The sequence below is a fragment of the Paraburkholderia rhizosphaerae genome (assembly GCF_004366595.1).
GTDB classification, from domain to species: domain Bacteria; phylum Pseudomonadota; class Gammaproteobacteria; order Burkholderiales; family Burkholderiaceae; genus Paraburkholderia; species Paraburkholderia rhizosphaerae.
This window is the reverse complement of sequence record NZ_SORE01000024.1, coordinates 43,681-60,586: the sequence shown is the minus strand read 5'-3', so window position 1 is coordinate 60,586 and position 16,906 is coordinate 43,681. Positions and strand designations below refer to the sequence as shown.

13 protein-coding genes are annotated in these 16,906 nt (G+C 61.0%); 7 read left to right on the top strand and 6 right to left on the bottom strand.

The genetic code is table 11. From position 1 onward, the window contains the following. Positions 1-9 precede the first annotated feature (9 nt). Positions 10-3,099: an efflux RND transporter permease subunit gene (locus BX592_RS26195; RefSeq protein ID WP_134196109.1), complete on the top strand. Its 3,090-nt coding sequence runs from the start codon at positions 10-12 to the stop codon at positions 3,097-3,099. Between the two features lie 70 nt (positions 3,100-3,169). Here BX592_RS26195 and BX592_RS26190 read toward each other — a convergent pair whose 3' ends face one another. Continuing rightward, positions 3,170-3,475: a hypothetical protein gene (locus tag BX592_RS26190; RefSeq protein ID WP_134196107.1), complete on the bottom strand. Its 306-nt coding sequence runs from the start codon at positions 3,473-3,475 to the stop codon at positions 3,170-3,172. Positions 3,476-3,702: 227 nt separating this feature from the next. Next, positions 3,703-4,902: a porin gene (locus tag BX592_RS26185; protein WP_134196105.1), complete on the bottom strand. Its 1,200-nt coding sequence runs from the start codon at positions 4,900-4,902 to the stop codon at positions 3,703-3,705. A gap of 332 nt (positions 4,903-5,234) precedes the next feature. Here BX592_RS26185 and BX592_RS35280 point away from each other — a divergent pair, with 332 nt between their 5' ends. Continuing rightward, complete coding sequence (locus BX592_RS35280) at positions 5,235-5,675, top strand: hypothetical protein (protein WP_208327980.1); 441 nt, start codon at positions 5,235-5,237, stop codon at positions 5,673-5,675. Positions 5,676-5,727: 52 nt separating this feature from the next. Here the strand turns inward: BX592_RS35280 and BX592_RS26175 are convergent, their stop codons facing one another. After that, on the bottom strand, positions 5,728-6,504 hold the full coding sequence (locus tag BX592_RS26175) for a molybdopterin-dependent oxidoreductase (RefSeq protein ID WP_134196103.1): 777 nt from the start codon (positions 6,502-6,504) through the stop codon (positions 5,728-5,730). A gap of 28 nt (positions 6,505-6,532) precedes the next feature. Then, on the bottom strand, positions 6,533-7,132 hold the full coding sequence (locus tag BX592_RS26170; protein WP_134196188.1) for a cytochrome b/b6 domain-containing protein: 600 nt from the start codon (positions 7,130-7,132) through the stop codon (positions 6,533-6,535). A 461-nt stretch (positions 7,133-7,593) separates the two neighbouring features. Between BX592_RS26170 and BX592_RS26165 the strand changes: the two genes are divergently transcribed. Together BX592_RS26165 and BX592_RS26160 are read left to right on the top strand one after the other, a co-directional pair. Continuing rightward, the gene (locus BX592_RS26165; protein ID WP_208327979.1) at positions 7,594-8,286 is read left to right on the top strand and encodes a DUF1223 domain-containing protein; all 693 of its coding nucleotides are present in this window, start codon (positions 7,594-7,596) and stop codon (positions 8,284-8,286) included. A gap of 52 nt (positions 8,287-8,338) precedes the next feature. Next, complete coding sequence (locus BX592_RS26160) at positions 8,339-10,453, top strand: protein-disulfide reductase DsbD family protein (protein ID WP_134196101.1); 2,115 nt, start codon at positions 8,339-8,341, stop codon at positions 10,451-10,453. 31 nt (positions 10,454-10,484) lie between these two features. On the opposite strand, the gene BX592_RS26155 is transcribed toward BX592_RS26160, so the two are convergent. Beyond that, the gene (locus BX592_RS26155; protein WP_134196099.1) at positions 10,485-12,137 is read right to left on the bottom strand and encodes a sigma-54 interaction domain-containing protein; all 1,653 of its coding nucleotides are present in this window, start codon (positions 12,135-12,137) and stop codon (positions 10,485-10,487) included. 519 nt (positions 12,138-12,656) lie between these two features. Between BX592_RS26155 and BX592_RS26150 the strand changes: the two genes are divergently transcribed. The 3 genes from BX592_RS26150 to BX592_RS26140 all read left to right on the top strand — a co-directional run bounded on the left by BX592_RS26150 (position 12,657) and on the right by BX592_RS26140 (position 15,809). Next, positions 12,657-13,346 (top strand): haloacid dehalogenase type II, encoded by a 690-nt coding sequence (locus tag BX592_RS26150; RefSeq protein ID WP_134196097.1) that lies wholly within the window; start codon positions 12,657-12,659, stop codon positions 13,344-13,346. Positions 13,347-13,510: 164 nt separating this feature from the next. Further along, a complete protein-coding gene (locus BX592_RS26145) occupies positions 13,511-15,307 on the top strand; it encodes an FAD-dependent oxidoreductase (RefSeq protein ID WP_208327978.1) in 1,797 nt (598 codons plus the stop codon). A 25-nt stretch (positions 15,308-15,332) separates the two neighbouring features. Then, entirely contained in the window at positions 15,333-15,809 is a 477-nt protein-coding gene (locus BX592_RS26140) for a c-type cytochrome (protein WP_134196095.1), read from the top strand. Positions 15,810-15,968: 159 nt separating this feature from the next. Here BX592_RS26140 and BX592_RS26135 read toward each other — a convergent pair whose 3' ends face one another. Further along, positions 15,969-16,739, bottom strand: a complete 771-nt coding sequence (locus tag BX592_RS26135) for a short-chain dehydrogenase/reductase (RefSeq protein ID WP_134196093.1) — start codon at positions 16,737-16,739, stop codon at positions 15,969-15,971. Positions 16,740-16,906: the final 167 nt, after the last annotated feature.

The following is a 16,906-nucleotide window of genomic DNA, read 5'->3' as shown; positions in this document are numbered from 1 at the left end:
CCACCGCTCATGCTCAACGCGATCATCCGCTTCTCGCTGCGTTTTCGCGGCGTCGTCTATGCGCTCGCCGTGATGGCGGCGGGCTACGGCCTTTACACACTGACGCGCGCACGGCTCGACGTGTTCCCCGAGTTCGCTGCGCCGATGACCATCGTGCAGACCGAAGCGGCGGGCCTGACCAGCGAGCAGGTCGAAACGCTCGTCACGCAGCCGGTCGAAAACGCGCTCGCCGGTCTGGTCGGCTTGCAGTCGATGCGTTCGAGATCGTTGCAAGGCCTTTCGTCGATTGCGCTCGTCTTCGACGACCACGCGAACGTGATGCAAGTGCGCCAGCTGGTTTCGGAGCGGATCGGCGGACTTGCAGCGGCACTGCCTGCGGGCGTTCAGCCGCCCGCGCTGCTGCCGCTCACGACCGCGACGAGCGTCGTGCGCACGATCGGCTTCACGTCAGAACGCCGTTCGCTGATGGAACTGCACGACCTCGCGCAATGGACAGTGCGGCCGCAATTGCTGAGCGTGCAAGGCGTCGCCGATGTGATCGTGTTCGGTGGCGACGTGCGGCAGATGCAGATCCAGGTCGATCCGGCAAAGCTGATGCGCTACGGGCTGTCGATCCAGGACGTTGTCGGCGCCGCTCGCCAGTCGACGGGCGTGCGCGGCGCCGGGTTTATCGAAGGCGCGAATCAGCGCCTTGCGATCAACGCAGACGGCCAGTTGACTTCGCCCGCTACGCTCGCCGGCGTCGTGCTGCGCTCGAGCAACGGCGCAGCCGTGCGTCTGGGCGATGTCGCGACGCTCACCTGGGCTAGCGCACCGGCCGTCGGTGGCGCATCGATCATGGGACGGCCGGGCGTAATGCTCGTGATCGAAAGCCAGTACGGTGCGAATACCCTGACCGTCACGAAGGATATCGACAAGGCACTCGCGGAACTGAAACCGATGCTTGAAAAACAGGATGTTCAGCTACGCGCCGACGTATTCCGCCCAGCCAGCTTTATCGAAGCGTCGATCCATCATCTGCGCAGCGCGCTGCTCGCCGGTGCGGCGCTTGTGATTGCGGTGTTGTTCCTGTTTCTGCTCAACGTGCGCACGGTGATCATTTCGGCCGTTGCGATTCCGCTGTCAATGCTTGTCGCGATTGTCTTGCTGACGTCGCTCGGCGTCAGCCTGAACACGATGACACTCGGCGGGCTGGCGATCGCACTTGGCGAAGTGGTCGACGATGCGATCATCGATGTCGAAAACATCTACCGGCGATTGCGCGAGAATCGGCTGCGCCGGGTGCCTCTGCCGGCGTTTCGCGTCGTGCTGCGCGCGTCGGTGGAAGTGCGTAGCGCCGTCGTCTTCGCGACCTTCATCGTGGTGCTGATTTTTCTGCCGGTGCTCACGCTGACCGGTGTGGCCGGAAAACTGTTCGCGCCACTTGGTGTCGCGTATATCCTCGCGGTGCTCGCTTCACTAGGCGTTGCGCTTACGCTCACACCCGCAATGGCGCTTGGGCTGCTGACGCACGGGTCGCTGCCTGAACGTGAGCCGCGCTTCATCGCAAGCCTCAAGCAGCGCTACGTGAGCGCGCTGACGGCAATCGAGCCGCGCGCGCAAACGGTGATGGCGATCTCCGCGCTGACGTGCGTGGCGACGCTGGGGTCGCTGCCGTTGCTGAGCGGTAATTTCATTCCGCAACTGCGCGAAGGGCACTACATCGTGCATATGGGCCTCGCGCCCGGGACATCTCTCGCGGAATCGATGCGTATCGGCACGCAGGTGTCGAATGCGCTGATGCGCGTGCCGGGTGTGCGGCTCGTTGCGCAACGTGCGGGCCGTGCGTCTGGCGTGGTCGATCCTACCGGTGTGCAGCTCTCCGAATTCGAAGTCGGTCTCGCACCGATGAGCGCTTCGCGACAGGCTGACGTGTTGACGCGCATACAGCGCGAACTCGCGCGATTCCCGGGGCTGACGACCTCCGTCAATACGTTCCTGGTCGAGCGGATCGACGAAACGATTTCCGGCGTGACAGCACCGGTAGTTGTTAACGTATTCGGCAATGACCTCGACGTGATTGACCGTAAGGCTCAGGAAATCGCACGGCTGCTGGGGACGGTCCGTGGCGCGGCGAGCGTGCAGGTGGAGTCACCACCTGGCATTCCCGAACTGGAAGTGAAGCTGAAGGCCGCTTCGTTGAGCCGTTTTGGTTTTCGGCCGGTAGACGTGCTCGATGCGATTCAGGCCGCGTTTCAGGGGACATCCGTATCGCAAATCCATGACGGCAGCCGCACGTGGGATCTGACCGTAATGCTCGCTCCCGGCGCGCGTCGGGATGTCAGCGACATCGGTGCGCTGATGCTGCGCAATCCGGAAGGGCTGGCGGTGCCGCTACGCGAGCTTGCGACGATACGGGAGGTCTCCGGGCGCTATCAGATTACGCACGACGGTTGCCGGCGAATGCAGACGGTCTCGGTCATTCCCGGGAGTCGCGCCGTCAGTGATTTCGTCAGTGACGCACAAGCGCGGGTTCAAAGCGAAATCGCGATGCCGCCCGGCACCTATGCGGTATTCGCCGGTGAGAGCGATGCACGCGCGCAATCGCAGCGAGACCTGATCGCTTACGGCGCGCTGTCGCTGATGGGTATCGTTCTGCTGCTATTCGTCGCGCTAAAGAGTCGGCGCGCGGTATTGCTCGTCCTGGTGAATCTGCCGTTTGCGCTCGTAGGCGCGGTAGTGAGCGTGATACTAAGCGGCGCAAACCTGTCGCTGGGCAGCATGGTTGGGTTTGTCACGCTGCTTGGTATTTCGCTGCGCAATTCGATCATGTTGATCAGCCACTACGAGCATCTGGTGCACGTCGATGGATTGCCTTGGGGAATCGATACCGCGGTGGCCGGCGCATCCGAACGGCTGGTGCCGATCATGATGACCGCGTGTGTCACCGCGCTGGCGTTGCTGCCGCTGGCGCTAACAGGCGGCGCGGCGGGCAACGAACTCGAGGGGCCGATGGCGGTCGTGATTCTCGGCGGGCTGATTACATCGACGGCTTTGAATCTGTTGGTGCTGCCGGCACTGGCCATTCGCTATGGCCGGTTCAGCAAAACCATACGGTGAGACCGCGCTGTTCCGAAGTTTGCGAACGCCACGCCGCAAGACCACCGCCACGGCCTCGCTTAATGGATCATTAGTGTTTCGCGGAATCGTCGTCGGGCGAGTCTTTATGGACGACCTCGACGTCGATGGTCCGGCCGTCGTCGCCGAATGCGCGCGGGTGCTTGCGCAGCGCGCGTGTTTTCCACCAGAGATAGCCGGCAATGATCGTACCCACCGCGAACAGCACGGCGAGCAGCACCAGCGACAGCATTGCGGCCACCACAAGCACGATCGCGCTCAGGACGACGGCCAGCAATCGGCCGAACCAGCCGGAGCCGCCGACCTGGATTCGTTTCCCACCTATTACGGGCCGCCGCGGCGGTCTGTCGTTCTGCATCGATCTTCTCCCGGCGCCGCCGCTACTGCGGTTTGACGATGCGTTGCGACAAGACACGGTGCGTGAAATCGTCGCAGACGCTGGCGGCCACTTCAGTGTAACCCAGCGTAGTTAGACGAACACGCGAGGAGAAGGTTGCCCGATCGATGTCGCTCGCGCCGTCATCGTAGTGTGCGGCGCCTCGTAACCGTGCTCTACGGCTTCGGGAAAAAGCGGCAACGCGCGCGCTAGAAACGGTGCCTTAGACCGGCAGCGACGACTACCTGCTGGTTGCCCGTTGCCGGAGTTAGCGTATAGACACCCGCGTCGAAAACGGGGATGCCATTGCCGCCGCCGACGCGCTGATACACGCCTGCAAGGTACACATCCGTACGCTGCGACAGCAGGTAGTCGGCTTGCGCCATGACCTGATTCCAGTGCGGGAACGCGTTACCGGTCGATGAATTGAACGAAGCCATCGTGTACGTATAGGACGCCCCGAGGCTGAAGTTGGGTTTCAGAAAATAACGGCCGTTGATTTCGAAGTTGTCGAACTTGATGTAGTTGCCGGCGCCGTTCGACGGACCGGGCAACGCGCCATTGCTCGTGCTTCCGCCGAACAGAAGGTTCGACGGGCTCTCGGTAGACGAATGTGTCCAGAGCAGGCCGACCGACGATTTGCCGAACATATACTGCGCGCCTAACCCGTATATGCGTTGCAGACCGCCAATCGTCAAAGCATCGCCGTCGCCTGTGCTCACCGCGCCGGTCGCATTCTGCGCGTTCGCGTCCCGGTTGATCTGCAGATACGCACCCGAGAGTTTGATTGGACCTAACGCATAGTTGATGCCCGCGCTGTATGCGTTGTTGTTGGAGATGCGGCCGGCTTCGTTCGAGAATGCATACATCGCGCCGACCTTCACGCCGTGGAACTCGACACTGCTGAACTTGACCGCGTTGTTCAGCCGCATGTTGTTGTTCAGGTTGTCGTTGTCGTACGGGTGCTGCGCGAGGTTACCGCCAAAGCCCGAACCTGTCGCGCCGAGCGGTGCGAGGTAAGTCACCACGAAGTCGTATTGGCGGCCCAGTGTTACCGTGCCGTATTGGCTTGCATTCAGCCCCACCCATGCCTGGCGACCGAAGAGGTCGCCGCCGTTCTTCAGCGTACCGTTCGTTGAGTTAAAGCCGCTTTCCAACAGGAACTCGGCGCTCAATCCGCCGCCGAGATCCTCGGCCCCACGCATGCCCCAGCGCGGCGTGGACAGGCTTCCCGCGAACTCTTGCCACTGAGTGCCGCCACCGGCCGCCGGATTGGCGGCGTTGACACGAGCGCTACTGCTATAGAGCAGGCTTGTGTCGATCAGCCCGTACAGGGTCACACTGCTTTGCGCGTGCGCGGCGCTGGCAACCAGCATCGATATTGCGAGGGCAATACGTGGGCATTTCATGAAACACCTCCGTCATAGAAGATGCGGTTCCATTAAATGATTTGTGTGATTGATGTACGGGCGGGGAAAACCGGAGCAGGCGAGCGCCCGTCATGCTTCGACGAATAGACGGGATTTCGCTTCGGTCAGTACTTTCAACAAAAATGCGCGACATTAGAATCGCGCGGGGTATGCCCCTTGGGCAATCAATTTCGTTTGCATAACTTAGATCGTTGCAAAAACGCGACGCTTGTTGCTATCGTCGACGTTGTCCCGGAATCGGGTCAAATGCAGCGCGGGTCGTTATAACGCGTGGGGACGGTGGAGATGGAAGCGGAGGGGCGGCCTGCAGAATGCAAACCAAAAGATGGAATGCGCACACCAGTTATCCGGCCACAAGCCCGGAAGAAGTTCGGTCGGACCGCCGGTGTGCGGATCCGCAATGGCGGATCGCAGCAGGGAGAACGAACCGACGGCGCGGTTTCGCTTCCACCCTGCTTATGCAGACTCACTGTGCCATTGCACCCGAAGCGGCATGGCCCATCGCGTCGTGCTTTTTCATACCGTCGCCTTTCTTCATCGAGTCGTGCGACATCGCATCTTTCGACATGGAGTCCTTCGACATCGAAGTCTTAGCCATCGAATCGTGCGACATCGCGCCACCCGACTGGGCGAATGCCATCGATCCGCTCAAAGCCAATGTTGCCGCGAGCACTGCAGCGGTAAAAAATTTCAAGTCAACCTCCTGGTATATGGAAAATTCCGGTCTTGCCGGCGTGAATCGGAATGCCTGACGCCGCAGTGTGAGCAAATAAATCCGAATACAAGCGGCGTGCTTTGACGACGTCAGGAACCTCCGAACCAGTTGTACCCCTGATCGACCCAATAGCCGCCAGGGTAAGTGTTGGTGACGAAGATTTCCGTCACGTACTTCGGATTCTTGTATCCGAGTTTGGTTGGCATCCTGAGCTTCATCGGGTAACCGTACTTCGTCGGCAATTGCTGGCCGTCGTAGGTGAACGTAAGTAGCGTCTGCGGATGCAACGCGGTGGGCATGTCGATGCTTTCGTAGTAGTTGTCCGCGCACTTGAAACCCACGTACCTGGCCGACGTATCCGCGCCCACGCGCTTGAGGAACTCCGAAAAAGGTGTGCCGCCCCAGCGTCCAATCGCACTCCATCCTTCTACGCAGATATGCCTTGTGATCTGCTCCGCTTTCGGCAGCGCAGACAATTCGGGCAAGGTCCACGGGCGTTTGTTTTGCACGAGTCCGCTTACCTTCAGGCGAAAGTCAGAGCCATCGACTATCGGCGCTTCGTCCTCGTCGTAGAACCCGTTGAATGGAAATGGCCGCGTGATCTGCGCTTCGGTATACGTGGGCGCAAGACGCGTCGGATCGAACAGCCACGCCTGCACGCTGTCGTTGATGCGCGAGACCTTGACGAGGAAATTCTCCACGGACGTGTTGTCGGAAAGACTGCAGCCGGTCAGCATTGCGAGGCCGCCAAGCGTGAGAATCCGCTTGCCGAACAGACGCCGCGCGGGCATGTCGAGCTCGCGGCGCACATCGATGAGCAGCGATTCGCGATCGATGTTCGGGCGTTTTGGCTTGATAGGTTGCATGATCGAACGTTCCTGTGAGTGCGCTCGCTCAGCGCCCGCGAATCATCGTGAGCAGCGAGCGCGGCACGAGCGCCACCATCGCCACATGCACAACGATGAACGCGCAAACCAGCGACATCGCGCTGAAGTGAACGACACGCGCGAAATCGTAGCCACCGAACAGATCGCGCAGCAACGGGAACTGCACCGATTTCCACACGGCGAGGCCGGACAGCATGAGTACGGCAATATCAAGCATCACGAACAAGTACGCGAATTTCTGCACCGCGTTGTATTTGCTGTGATCGGCGTGTGACAGGCGACCCTTTAGTGCATCGAGCAGATCATGAAAGATCGCGCGCAACGAGAGCGGGAAGAACTTGCGCTTGAACCGGCCGGTGACCAGATTCATCGCGAGGTAGAAGAGACCGTTGAAGAACAGCAGCCACATCGCGGCGAAATGCCATTGCAGCGCGCCGCCCAGCCAGCCGCCGAGCGTGAAATTCGCCGGAATCACGAAACCCTTGAAGACCGGCGACGCGTCGTAGATCCGCCATCCGGAAAGGACCATCAAAATCACGGCTAGCGCATTGAGCCAATGTGAAATTCGCACCCACGCGGGCTGAATCGTCTTCGCGGGACCAGACATGTGACTCGCGGGCAGTAGCGTGCTCACGTGGAATTCCTCCGTTCTTCATGCTGGAAAATTGGAGAGCCGCCGCGCGTTTTCTGACGGTTAGCTTTCCGTGTGCACGCCAACGGATTACAAGAGTCCGTTAAGCCAGGAACATCTGTAGTGCCAAGCGAGATAGTAGCCGCTGCATACGGAAACCTCGATTATTCCGAAGGTCACCCGATACATACTTTAGAGTAAGGCCGCGTGCGGCTTCTTTGCGAGCAAGCAGGCACCCGCGTGCGTTGGTATCGAACAGATCGTGGCCGGTTGTCCTTTCGCGGACCTTGAACCCCAGTCGGGAATGGCACAGCGGGCACAGCGGGCACGGTGTTCGACGCACGACGAGTCCGCAACAAAATTGTGTGTGATCGGCTGTCATTTTCGGCGCGTCGCCGACGACCAAGCGACGAATCTTCCACCACTGGAGTCCAATCATGATCCGTTCACTGTTTGCGTCGCTCATTCTTGCTGTTGCACTGCCTGTCGCCGCAGCCCCGGCGCGGCCGGTGGTGCTGGAACTCTTCACATCTGAAGGCTGTTCGTCATGTCCGCCCGCGGATGCGTACCTGTCCGAGCTGAGCCAAACGCGTAGTGACGTGCTGCCGCTCGCCTTTCACGTGACTTACTGGAATAATCTCGGCTGGAAGGATCCGTATTCTCTGGATATCGCTACCCAACGCCAGGCCGACTATGCCAGTCGCTTCGGCGACGGCTCCTATACCCCTGAACTCGTCGTCGACGGCGCGAAGGACCTGGTCGGATCCGATCGGGGGGCGGCGGAAGCGGCGATTCGCGATGCGGCCGCCAAAGCGTCGACCGCGGCGACAGTCAGCGCCGTGCGCAACGGCAATGTGATTAACGTGACGGTGGGCGCCGGCACCGGCAACGCGCGGGTGCTGCTGGTCGGCTACGACCCACAACACGTGACCCCGGTCGGGCGCGGCGAGAACAGCGGACGCACGCTGAAAGAAGCGAACATCGTGCGCTCGTTCCAGCCGATCGGCGAATGGTCGGGCAAAGCATCCGAGTTCAGTTCCGCGGTGCCCGCGGGTGAACAGGATGCGGTGCTGCTCCAGGCGCCGGATGGCAGCATCGTCGGCGCAGCTCGCGTTGGCAACGCGTCATAACGCTTTGCCGAACGGTAAAGACCCTTCGAAATAACAGAACAAGGAGCTGGCGATGTCGTGGTTCGCTCGCATCACATTCGCCGCAGTTGCTTTAGCCGCGCTCGCGGCTTGTCCCGGCGCCTATGCGGCAGCGTCCTCATGGGCCGGCGATCAACGCGCGCAGGTCCGTCTGGTGACGGCTACGGACGGCGTCACCGGTGATTCGCTGCAAGCCGGTGTCGAGTTTCGCTACCCAAGCGGTTGGCACGGCTACTGGCGCACACCGGGAGACGCGGGCATTGCGCCGATATTCGACTGGTCCGCGTCGTCGAACCTGACGGGCGCGTCGGTGTCGTGGCCGTCGCCATCGCGCCTCGTGATCTCGGGTCTGCAGAACAGCGTCTACACCGGCGACTTCATTCTGCCCGTGAAGTTCAGCGTCAAAGATCCGCATAAAGCGGCGCAGCTCGCATTGACGCTCGACTACGCGACGTGTTCGAACGTGTGCGTGCCGGAGCATGCGGAATTGCATCTGACACTGCCGCCAGGTGCTGGGCAAGCGTCCGGCGAGGCAACGGCGATCGCGGCGGCGTTGCATGCGGTGCCGGGGACGCCTGATAGCGCCGGCATACGGATCGCGCACAGCAGTATCGACAAGACGTCGAAAGGGGCGCGTCTGCGTGTCGATCTGCGTAGTTCCGGCATACCGTTTCGTGCGCCCGACCTTTTCGTCGAAGGCGCGGGCGCCGGTTTGCCTCGCGCGCCTCAGGTAGAGCTTCTCGACAGCGGCAAGCGCGCGATTCTCGAAGTCGCACTGCCGTCGACAACTGGCGTGTCCGCGCCGTTGCGGCTCACCGTAGTCGACGGTCAACGGTCTGCGGAATTCGACGGCCCTCATATCGAGGCTGTTGCGCGTGACCGGAACAACTCGCGCGGCATCGGCGTGATTCTCCTGCTGGCGCTGGCCGGCGGGCTGATCCTCAACTTCATGCCCTGCGTACTGCCAGTGCTTTCACTCAAGGTGTTCTCGGTGGTCAAAGCCGCCGGTGCGGAGCGCACCACCGCGCGCCGCGTGGCGTTTGCGACGGCCGCCGGTATCGTCACATCGTTTCTGCTGCTCGCGACCGCGCTGTCCATACTGAAGCTGACCGGGGCGTCGCTTGGCTGGGGCATCCAGTTCCAGCAGCCGTGGTTTCTTGCCGGCATGGCGGTCGTCACGACGCTTTTTGCGGCAAGCTTTTTCGACTGGCTGCCGATCGGTCTTCCGCAGGCGCTCGCGCGGTTCGGCGGCGGTGCGCCTTCGCGGGGTCCGCTGATCGAAGCGTTCGTCGCCGGAATGCTGTCGACGCTACTCGCAACGCCGTGTTCCGCGCCATTTGTCGGGACGGCGGTTGGATTTGCGCTGGCGCGCAACCCGGCGGATATTTTTGCCGTGCTGTTGGCGCTGGGAGCGGGCATGGCGCTGCCGTTCATCACGCTTGCGCTGTTGCCGTCGCTTGCGGCGCGTCTGCCGCGCCCCGGCCAATGGATGATCCACCTGCGCAAGGCGATGGGCTTGCTGCTGCTCGCTACGTCGGTCTGGCTGCTCGCGTCGTTGTGGAACGTTGCGGGTGCAACCGTTGCCGTGGTTGTGGCCGGCTTGCTGCTAGCCGTGCTTGCCATCCGCGCGATCGTTTCGATTCGGCGCCGCGTTGGCACGGCGCGCTGGCCGGGCCTCGTCACCGCGCTGCTGTGCGCGGTTGCAGTCGGTCTTGCCGGCATACCGTTGACGAATGGGCAGACTCGTCAGGGTGGCGATGCCGGGTGGCAGGCGTTCGACCCGAAAGCGATCGACACGGCCGTAGCAGGCGGCAAGACGGTGCTGGTCGACGTCACCGCAAGCTGGTGCCTGACCTGCAAGGTCAATGAGCTTACGGTATTGAATACGGCAGCCGTCCGCGAGCGCCTCGGGCGCGGCGACGTCGTGTTGATGCGAGCGGACTGGAGCCGCTACGACCCGAAGATCGCACAATACGTGCAGGGCTTCGGCCGCTTCGGCATTCCGCTCGACGTCGTATATGGCCCCGGCAAGCCGCAAGGGCAGTTGCTTCCCGAGGTGCTGCAACCGTCGACGCTGTTCGCCGCGCTGCACAGCGCGCAAACCAGCACCCCGCCGGATGCAGCGCATCCCGCGCAGGCCGGCTCGTGAAATCGCTTTTGTTGAACATAAGTGCGACGGCTTACTCCACTCGCCGTCGCAGCTTTCTCACCACGCTTGATTGGCTTAGACCTAGCAATCGCGCAGCATCTCTCGTATTGCCCTGTTTCCTCACTGCTTCTTCCACGAGGCGCTGTTCGAAACGCTCGACACGCTGACGAAATGAGTTAGGTTCGCCCTCTAATACTTCGTTGGGTAAAACGCCGTCCAAAAACTCGGCGGTAATGACGTCACTCTCGCAAGTCACCATCAGGCGTTCGACCACATTGCGCAACTCGCGGACATTACCGGGCCAGTGATAGCCCAGCAATAAGGCCATCGCCTGCTCTGACATCGTTCGCCGGCACGCGTAGCGTTCGTTGAACTCGTTCATGAAATGCAGAACCAGAGGTGCGATGTCGTCTCTACGCTCGGAGAGCGGCGCAATTGTGATCGGCACGACGTTCAAACGGTAAAACAGATCGTCGCGAAACGTGCGCGCTTCGACCATTGCCCTCAGGTCGCGATTGGTAGCCGCAATGACCCGCACGCTGATTGTCCTGGTACGCGTTCCACCTAGTTTGGTGATCGTGCGATCCTGAAGGACCTGCAGCAATTTCACCTGTATATCGAGCGGCATGTCGCCGATCTCATCGAGAAAAAGCGTGCCGCGATCGGCAAGCTCGATCAGGCCGCTTTTTCCACTTCGCTGCGCGCCGGTGAACGCACCGGGTTCATAACCGAACAGCTCGGACTCAAGCAGGTCGTGCGGAAGCGCACCGCAATTGATTTTGATCAAAGGCCCGTCAGCGCGCTGGCTGCGGCGGTGTATCAGGTTGGCGATCACGTCTTTTCCGACGCCCGATTGGCCGGTGATCAGCACGGTTGCGTCAACGCGCGCGACGCGAGCCGCCAGATCGGCGACACGCTTCATGGGCTCGCTGCGTAGTATCGCGCCAGGCACATGCAGATTCTGCAGACGCAAAACCTCGTTTTCTTCATCGACCTGGCGCAACTTCTCGCGCGTTTGCGCGAGCGCGTCCTGAAGCTGGCTTAGTTCGGTCGTGTCGCGGGAATTGATGACGACTTTGCGGACCTTACCTGCTGCGTCGAGCAAAGGCATGCCTGTCACCAGGATGGTCTTTCCGGCATGGGTGTGTTGCGTGGTCGATATCCGCTGGCCGGTGCGCGCAACCTGTGCGGCGACCACCGGCCGGATCCATCCTGCTTTCTCGAAGTCGGACACGTGGCGGCCTACCATGTCTGCCGCCTTGAGATCGTAATTTCGTTCGCAACCCTCGTTGACCATCAACGTATATCCCGCACCATCGGCGACGAAGATCCCGTCGAAAGAATGACGGAAGATCTCTTCGAAATCGAGCGCCGACTGCTGTAGCCGGTTGATGCTCGAAAACAGACCTGTGCCGTCTCCCACCGGCACGAGCATCACAATCTGATCCGCGTGATGTCGATGCACGCCAATGGCGTATGTCTGTCCGTCAATGCGTAGCATGTCGAGCGCCGGTTCGCCCTGTTCATCAGGGGATCCGTCCGCACACAGTCTCGAGAGACTTCGCGCATCGATGTCCCACAGTCGCCGCGCGAGCGCATTTATCCAGACGACCTTCTCGCTCCTGCGCCACACCATTCCAACTGGATGTTCGTCCAGCACCGCGGTTATCGCAACGTCCATCATCGTTCAAAGCCTCCCGGGTTGCTGGAAAGATACACCAGTACCCCTACACAACGGCTTACGATTTTCACAGGCCGGTGTTGATTTAAATCTGACTCAGCACGCAGCGAAATCGGTTCACTGATGGGTGACTGTCGCGATTCGAAGCCACCGCTTAGCTATGCACCTTGACGATCGTACTTGCTAAAGCGGTGTGGGATGCACCGTCGGCCGGGCGCTGGTCGCGTTGGCGCGGTTGGCCCGAACCTTGCCTTGAAGTGTTCACGCCGGCGATAGCACGCAAGGCGCGTTGCGAGATGACTCGCTTAAGGACCAATGGAGCCGGCAATGATTGAACTCGCGCGATCGATGCTGGGTGAAGGCGTCGCGTCGCCTGCAAATTACGATGTCACAACACCGTCTTGCACCGGGATTTCGTTCTCCGGGTCTTTCCCCACGCTAACGAGTCGAACGCGGCGTCACCGTTTCGCTCCACTGGGCCGGCATCCTCAGTCGTCCTCCTCTAACTGGAAAAGTATCGTTATGAAAACTATCAACGCGGTGGTCTTTGATCTTTACGGAACCCTGTGCAACGTTCATTCGGTCGCGCGCAAATGCGATGAGCACTACCCGGGCCGCGGCCTGGAGATGAGCACATTGTGGCGTCAAAAGCAGCTTGAATATACCTGGCTGCGAAGCCTGATGAACCAGTACGTTGCGTTCGAACGGGTGACGGAAGATGCGCTGAACTATGTCGGCGCCTACCTGAAACTTGACCTGCAAAACGATGCACGTGCCGAGCTTTGCGAAGAGTACCTGCGGCTGCAGCCGTATCCGGAAGTCGACCAGGCGCTAGGCACGCTGCGCGCGCGTGGCGTGCCTCTCGCGATCCTGTCAAATGGTTCGGCATTTTCGATCGATGCAGTCGTCGAACACTCCCGTCTCGCGCGTCATTTCGACCATCTGATCAGCGTGGAAAGCGTCCAGGTGTTCAAGCCGCACGACCTGGTCTACACACTCGCGGAGCAGACGATGAAGTTCGCACGGGACGAAACATTGTTTGTTTCGTCGAACTCATGGGACGCTTGCGGCGCGCGCAAATTCGGCTATCAGGTTTGCTGGGTGAACCGGTTCGGCAACACGTTCGATCAGCTCGGTCAAGAACCGCATTACACGGTGTCGGGTTTGCAGGATTTGCCTGAGCTGATGTCGGCGCTAAAGGTGCGTCTTTAAGGGAGCGTCTCAACTTCAAAGATTCTCGACACGACTGTCATAACCGTCTGAGCCATTCGACAAACGTGCGGAACCTGACTCCGGGTCCGGCCTTTCGAATTCTTATGGATCGGCGCAGTCGTCGCGGCGGAGCTTTTAACCACTTTTGAAGTGAAGAAAAATTCATGAAAATGATTGAAACCGACGTTCTCATTGTAGGCAGCGGTCCAGCCGGATCGGCTTCGGCACTCGCACTCAGTAGCTACGGCATCCGAAATATGACGGTAACCAAGTACCGTTGGCTAGCGGACACGCCGCGCGCTCACATCACGAATCAACGAACCTTTGAAATATTGCGGGATTTCGGTATCGAGTCGGAGGCGAAAGCGCTCGCGGTTCCGCTTAAGAACGTCGGGAATTCGGTGTTCTGTACATCGCTTGCGGGAGAGGAGCTGGCACGCATCCATACCTTCGGCAGTCATCCGTCCCGTCTAGGGGACTACGTGGCGGCAAGCCCCTGTGAGATGGGCGATCTGCCACAGAATCTGCTTGAACCGGTGCTGCTCGGCAACGCCGCGGCGCGTGGCACGCATGTCCGGTTCGACACCGAGTATCTTTCGCTTGAGCAAAGTGCTGACTGCGTCGTCGCGACGGTGCGCGACAGGCTGGACGATCGCACCTATCAGGTCAAGGCGAGATACCTTATCGGCGCGGACGGCGGACGCAGCAAGGTTGCGCAAGACGTCGGGTTGCCGATGGAAGGCAGCATGGCGCTTGCCGGCAGTATCAACATCATCTTCGAAGCCGATCTTTCCGAATACGTGGTACACCGGCCTGCCGTGCTGTATCTGGTCGTCCAGACCGGGCTGGACGCTGACGGTGTCGGCGTCGGGGTAATCCGTATGGTGCGTCCGTGGAAGGAATGGATGGCCATCAGAGGCTATGACCTGAGTCGACCCGCGCCGGATTTGACAGAAGCCGAAGCAATCCAGATGGTTCGCGATCTGATCGGCGACCCGGGTATACCGGTGCGGATAAAATCGACTTCGCTGTGGACCGTCAATAACCTGTGTGCAACGCGCTATAGCGCCGGCCGGGTCTTTTGCATGGGTGATGCAGTGCATCGGCATCCGCCGACGAATGGCCTCGGCTCGAACACGTCAATTCAGGATGCCTACAATCTGGCGTGGAAGCTTGCGCTGGTCGTGAAGGGCAAGGCGTCGCCAGCGCTTCTGGAAAGCTATAACGCCGAGCGGGTTCCGGTTGGACGGCAGGTTGTGCGTCGCGCGAACGACAGCATCGAGTCGTATGGCGGGATCTTTCAGGCGTTGGGCTTGCTGGATGTTAAGGACGCCGCTGAAGGCATCGCAAACATGGAGTCCCGCAAGGACGCGACCGGGCGGGCAAGCAAACAGCGCGAAGCGTTGCGTGAGGCGGTCGCGGCGAAAAATTGCGAATACAACGTGCACGGCGTGGAGATGAACCAGCGCTACGCATCGTCGGCCGTGATATCGGACGGGACGGCGTCTACGGTCTGCGGCCGCGATCCGCAGCTTCACTATATTCCGACGACTGCCGCGGGTGCGCGTCTACCGCACGTGTGGTTGCAACGGGACGGGTTGCCCATTTCGACGCTCGATCTCGTTGGAAAAGGGCGGTTCTCCGTCTTGACCGGCATCGGCGGCGATAGGTGGAGATTTGCGGCGGCGGCAGCGGCGGAGCGTTTCGGCATTCCGGTCGACTTTCACCGCATCGGTCCCGGTTGCGAACTCACCGACCTGTATGGCGAATGGGCGCTGTTGCGCGAGATCAATGAAGCGGGCTGTTTGCTGGTTCGTCCGGATGGTTATGTCGGCTGGCGCTCACCCGATCCGGCCGACGATGTGGGCTCGGCCGAAAGCCGTCTGAGCGACGCGTTGGGCCTGATCCTCGGGAATTTGTGCATGAGTCGCCGGACAGGTGAGAAGTCGATCGCGGATTGATGGCGACTGGAGATGGAAAATGCTGATGAACAAAGATGTCACGCGCACGGCGTTCGCTGCGTCGCATTCGCTACGCGCATCGCTCGCCATCCGTGCGCGCAATGCTCTATGCGCAGTCACGTTGCTGATGCCGATGCTAGCGGTTGCCGCACCGGTTGCCGACAAGGCGGAGCTCATTGCATATGGCAAGTACATCGTGCACGGGGTCGGCATGTGCTCCGATTGCCATACGCCGAAGGACGCGCATGGTCAGCCGGTCGCGGGCCAGGATCTCCACGGCGCGTCATTGCCTTTCACACCCGATCATCCGATACCCGGCTGGACGCCGTATGCGGTGAAACTGGCCGGGCTACCCGCGGGCTACACGCAGGCGCAGCTCACGACTTTCTTGCGAACCGGCCGGACGCCTCGCGGCACGATGGCAAATCCGCCGATGCCGGGATACCGGATGAACGAACACGACGCGCGTGCGGTGGCCGCGTATTTGAATTCGATTAACTGAACCGTACGGGAGATTCTGATCCAGGTGCTGCAAGCACGTATGCATCGCGTTCCGTCGCCACGCGATGCATCGGTTTGCAGTCGGGCCTGCTATGGCCGCGGGTCCGTTGGAAACAGCCGCCAACCGATCGTGCATGGTTATGAGAATAGTGTGCTGATCTTATCGGTAGCGTGTGCCCCCGTCCGCGTCAATCACGACACCGCTCAGGTACGACGCCCGCGCGGACGACAAGAACACCACGAGGTCGGCCATTTCCTCCGGCTCGGATGGGCGACCGAACGGCAGCCTGACTAGCATTTCCTTCCAGCGCGCTGGATCGCCGAGCGTAGCTTGCGCGCGAGCGCGGGTCATGCGTTCGAGGCGTTCGGTCGCGCACGGACCAGGATTGACGCCGACGATGCGCACGCCATGAAACGTCGCCTGTACGCCTGCTGCCTGCGTGAACGCGTTCAGCGCGGCGTTCGCAGTCGCACCGTAGATATAGTCCGCACGCGGCATCACACCGGCAATGCCGATGACATTGACGATTACGCCGCTGCCGCGCTCCATCATCGCGGGTAGCACGCGCTTCGCAAGGTCGATGTACCCGAATAGCTTCAGTTCCCAGCTCGCGCGCCACACGGCTTCGTCGACGGCGTCGACGGTACCGCCGGGAATCGCGCCGGCATTATTGACAAGCACGTCAAGCGGGCCGGCTGCATCGATCAGCGCGGCGCGCGCGTGCGGGTCGGCGAGGTCGGCGGCGGTTGTGCGGACCGCGGTGATCCCGCTTGCTTCGAGCTCGCGGCGTGCCGTGTCGAGCGCCTGCGCGTTAGACGACACCAGATGCAGCGCGCAGCCCTCCTTTGCAAAAGCACGCGCGCACGCGAGGCCGATGCCACGCGACCCGCCTGTGATCAATACCGATTTGTCGGTCAGTTCGAGTTCCATGTCGTTCCTTGCATGAAGATCAGTAGCCGGCTCGAGGCGCCGTCTGAAGCGGCGCGTCATTGTCGCCCCATCGAGTCGTTTGCGCATGTATCGCGGCGAAGTCGGCGCGCACCGCGCGAGTTTCACGTTCGCCGCCGATGCTACGGCACCGATGGTGCGCTGGTCGG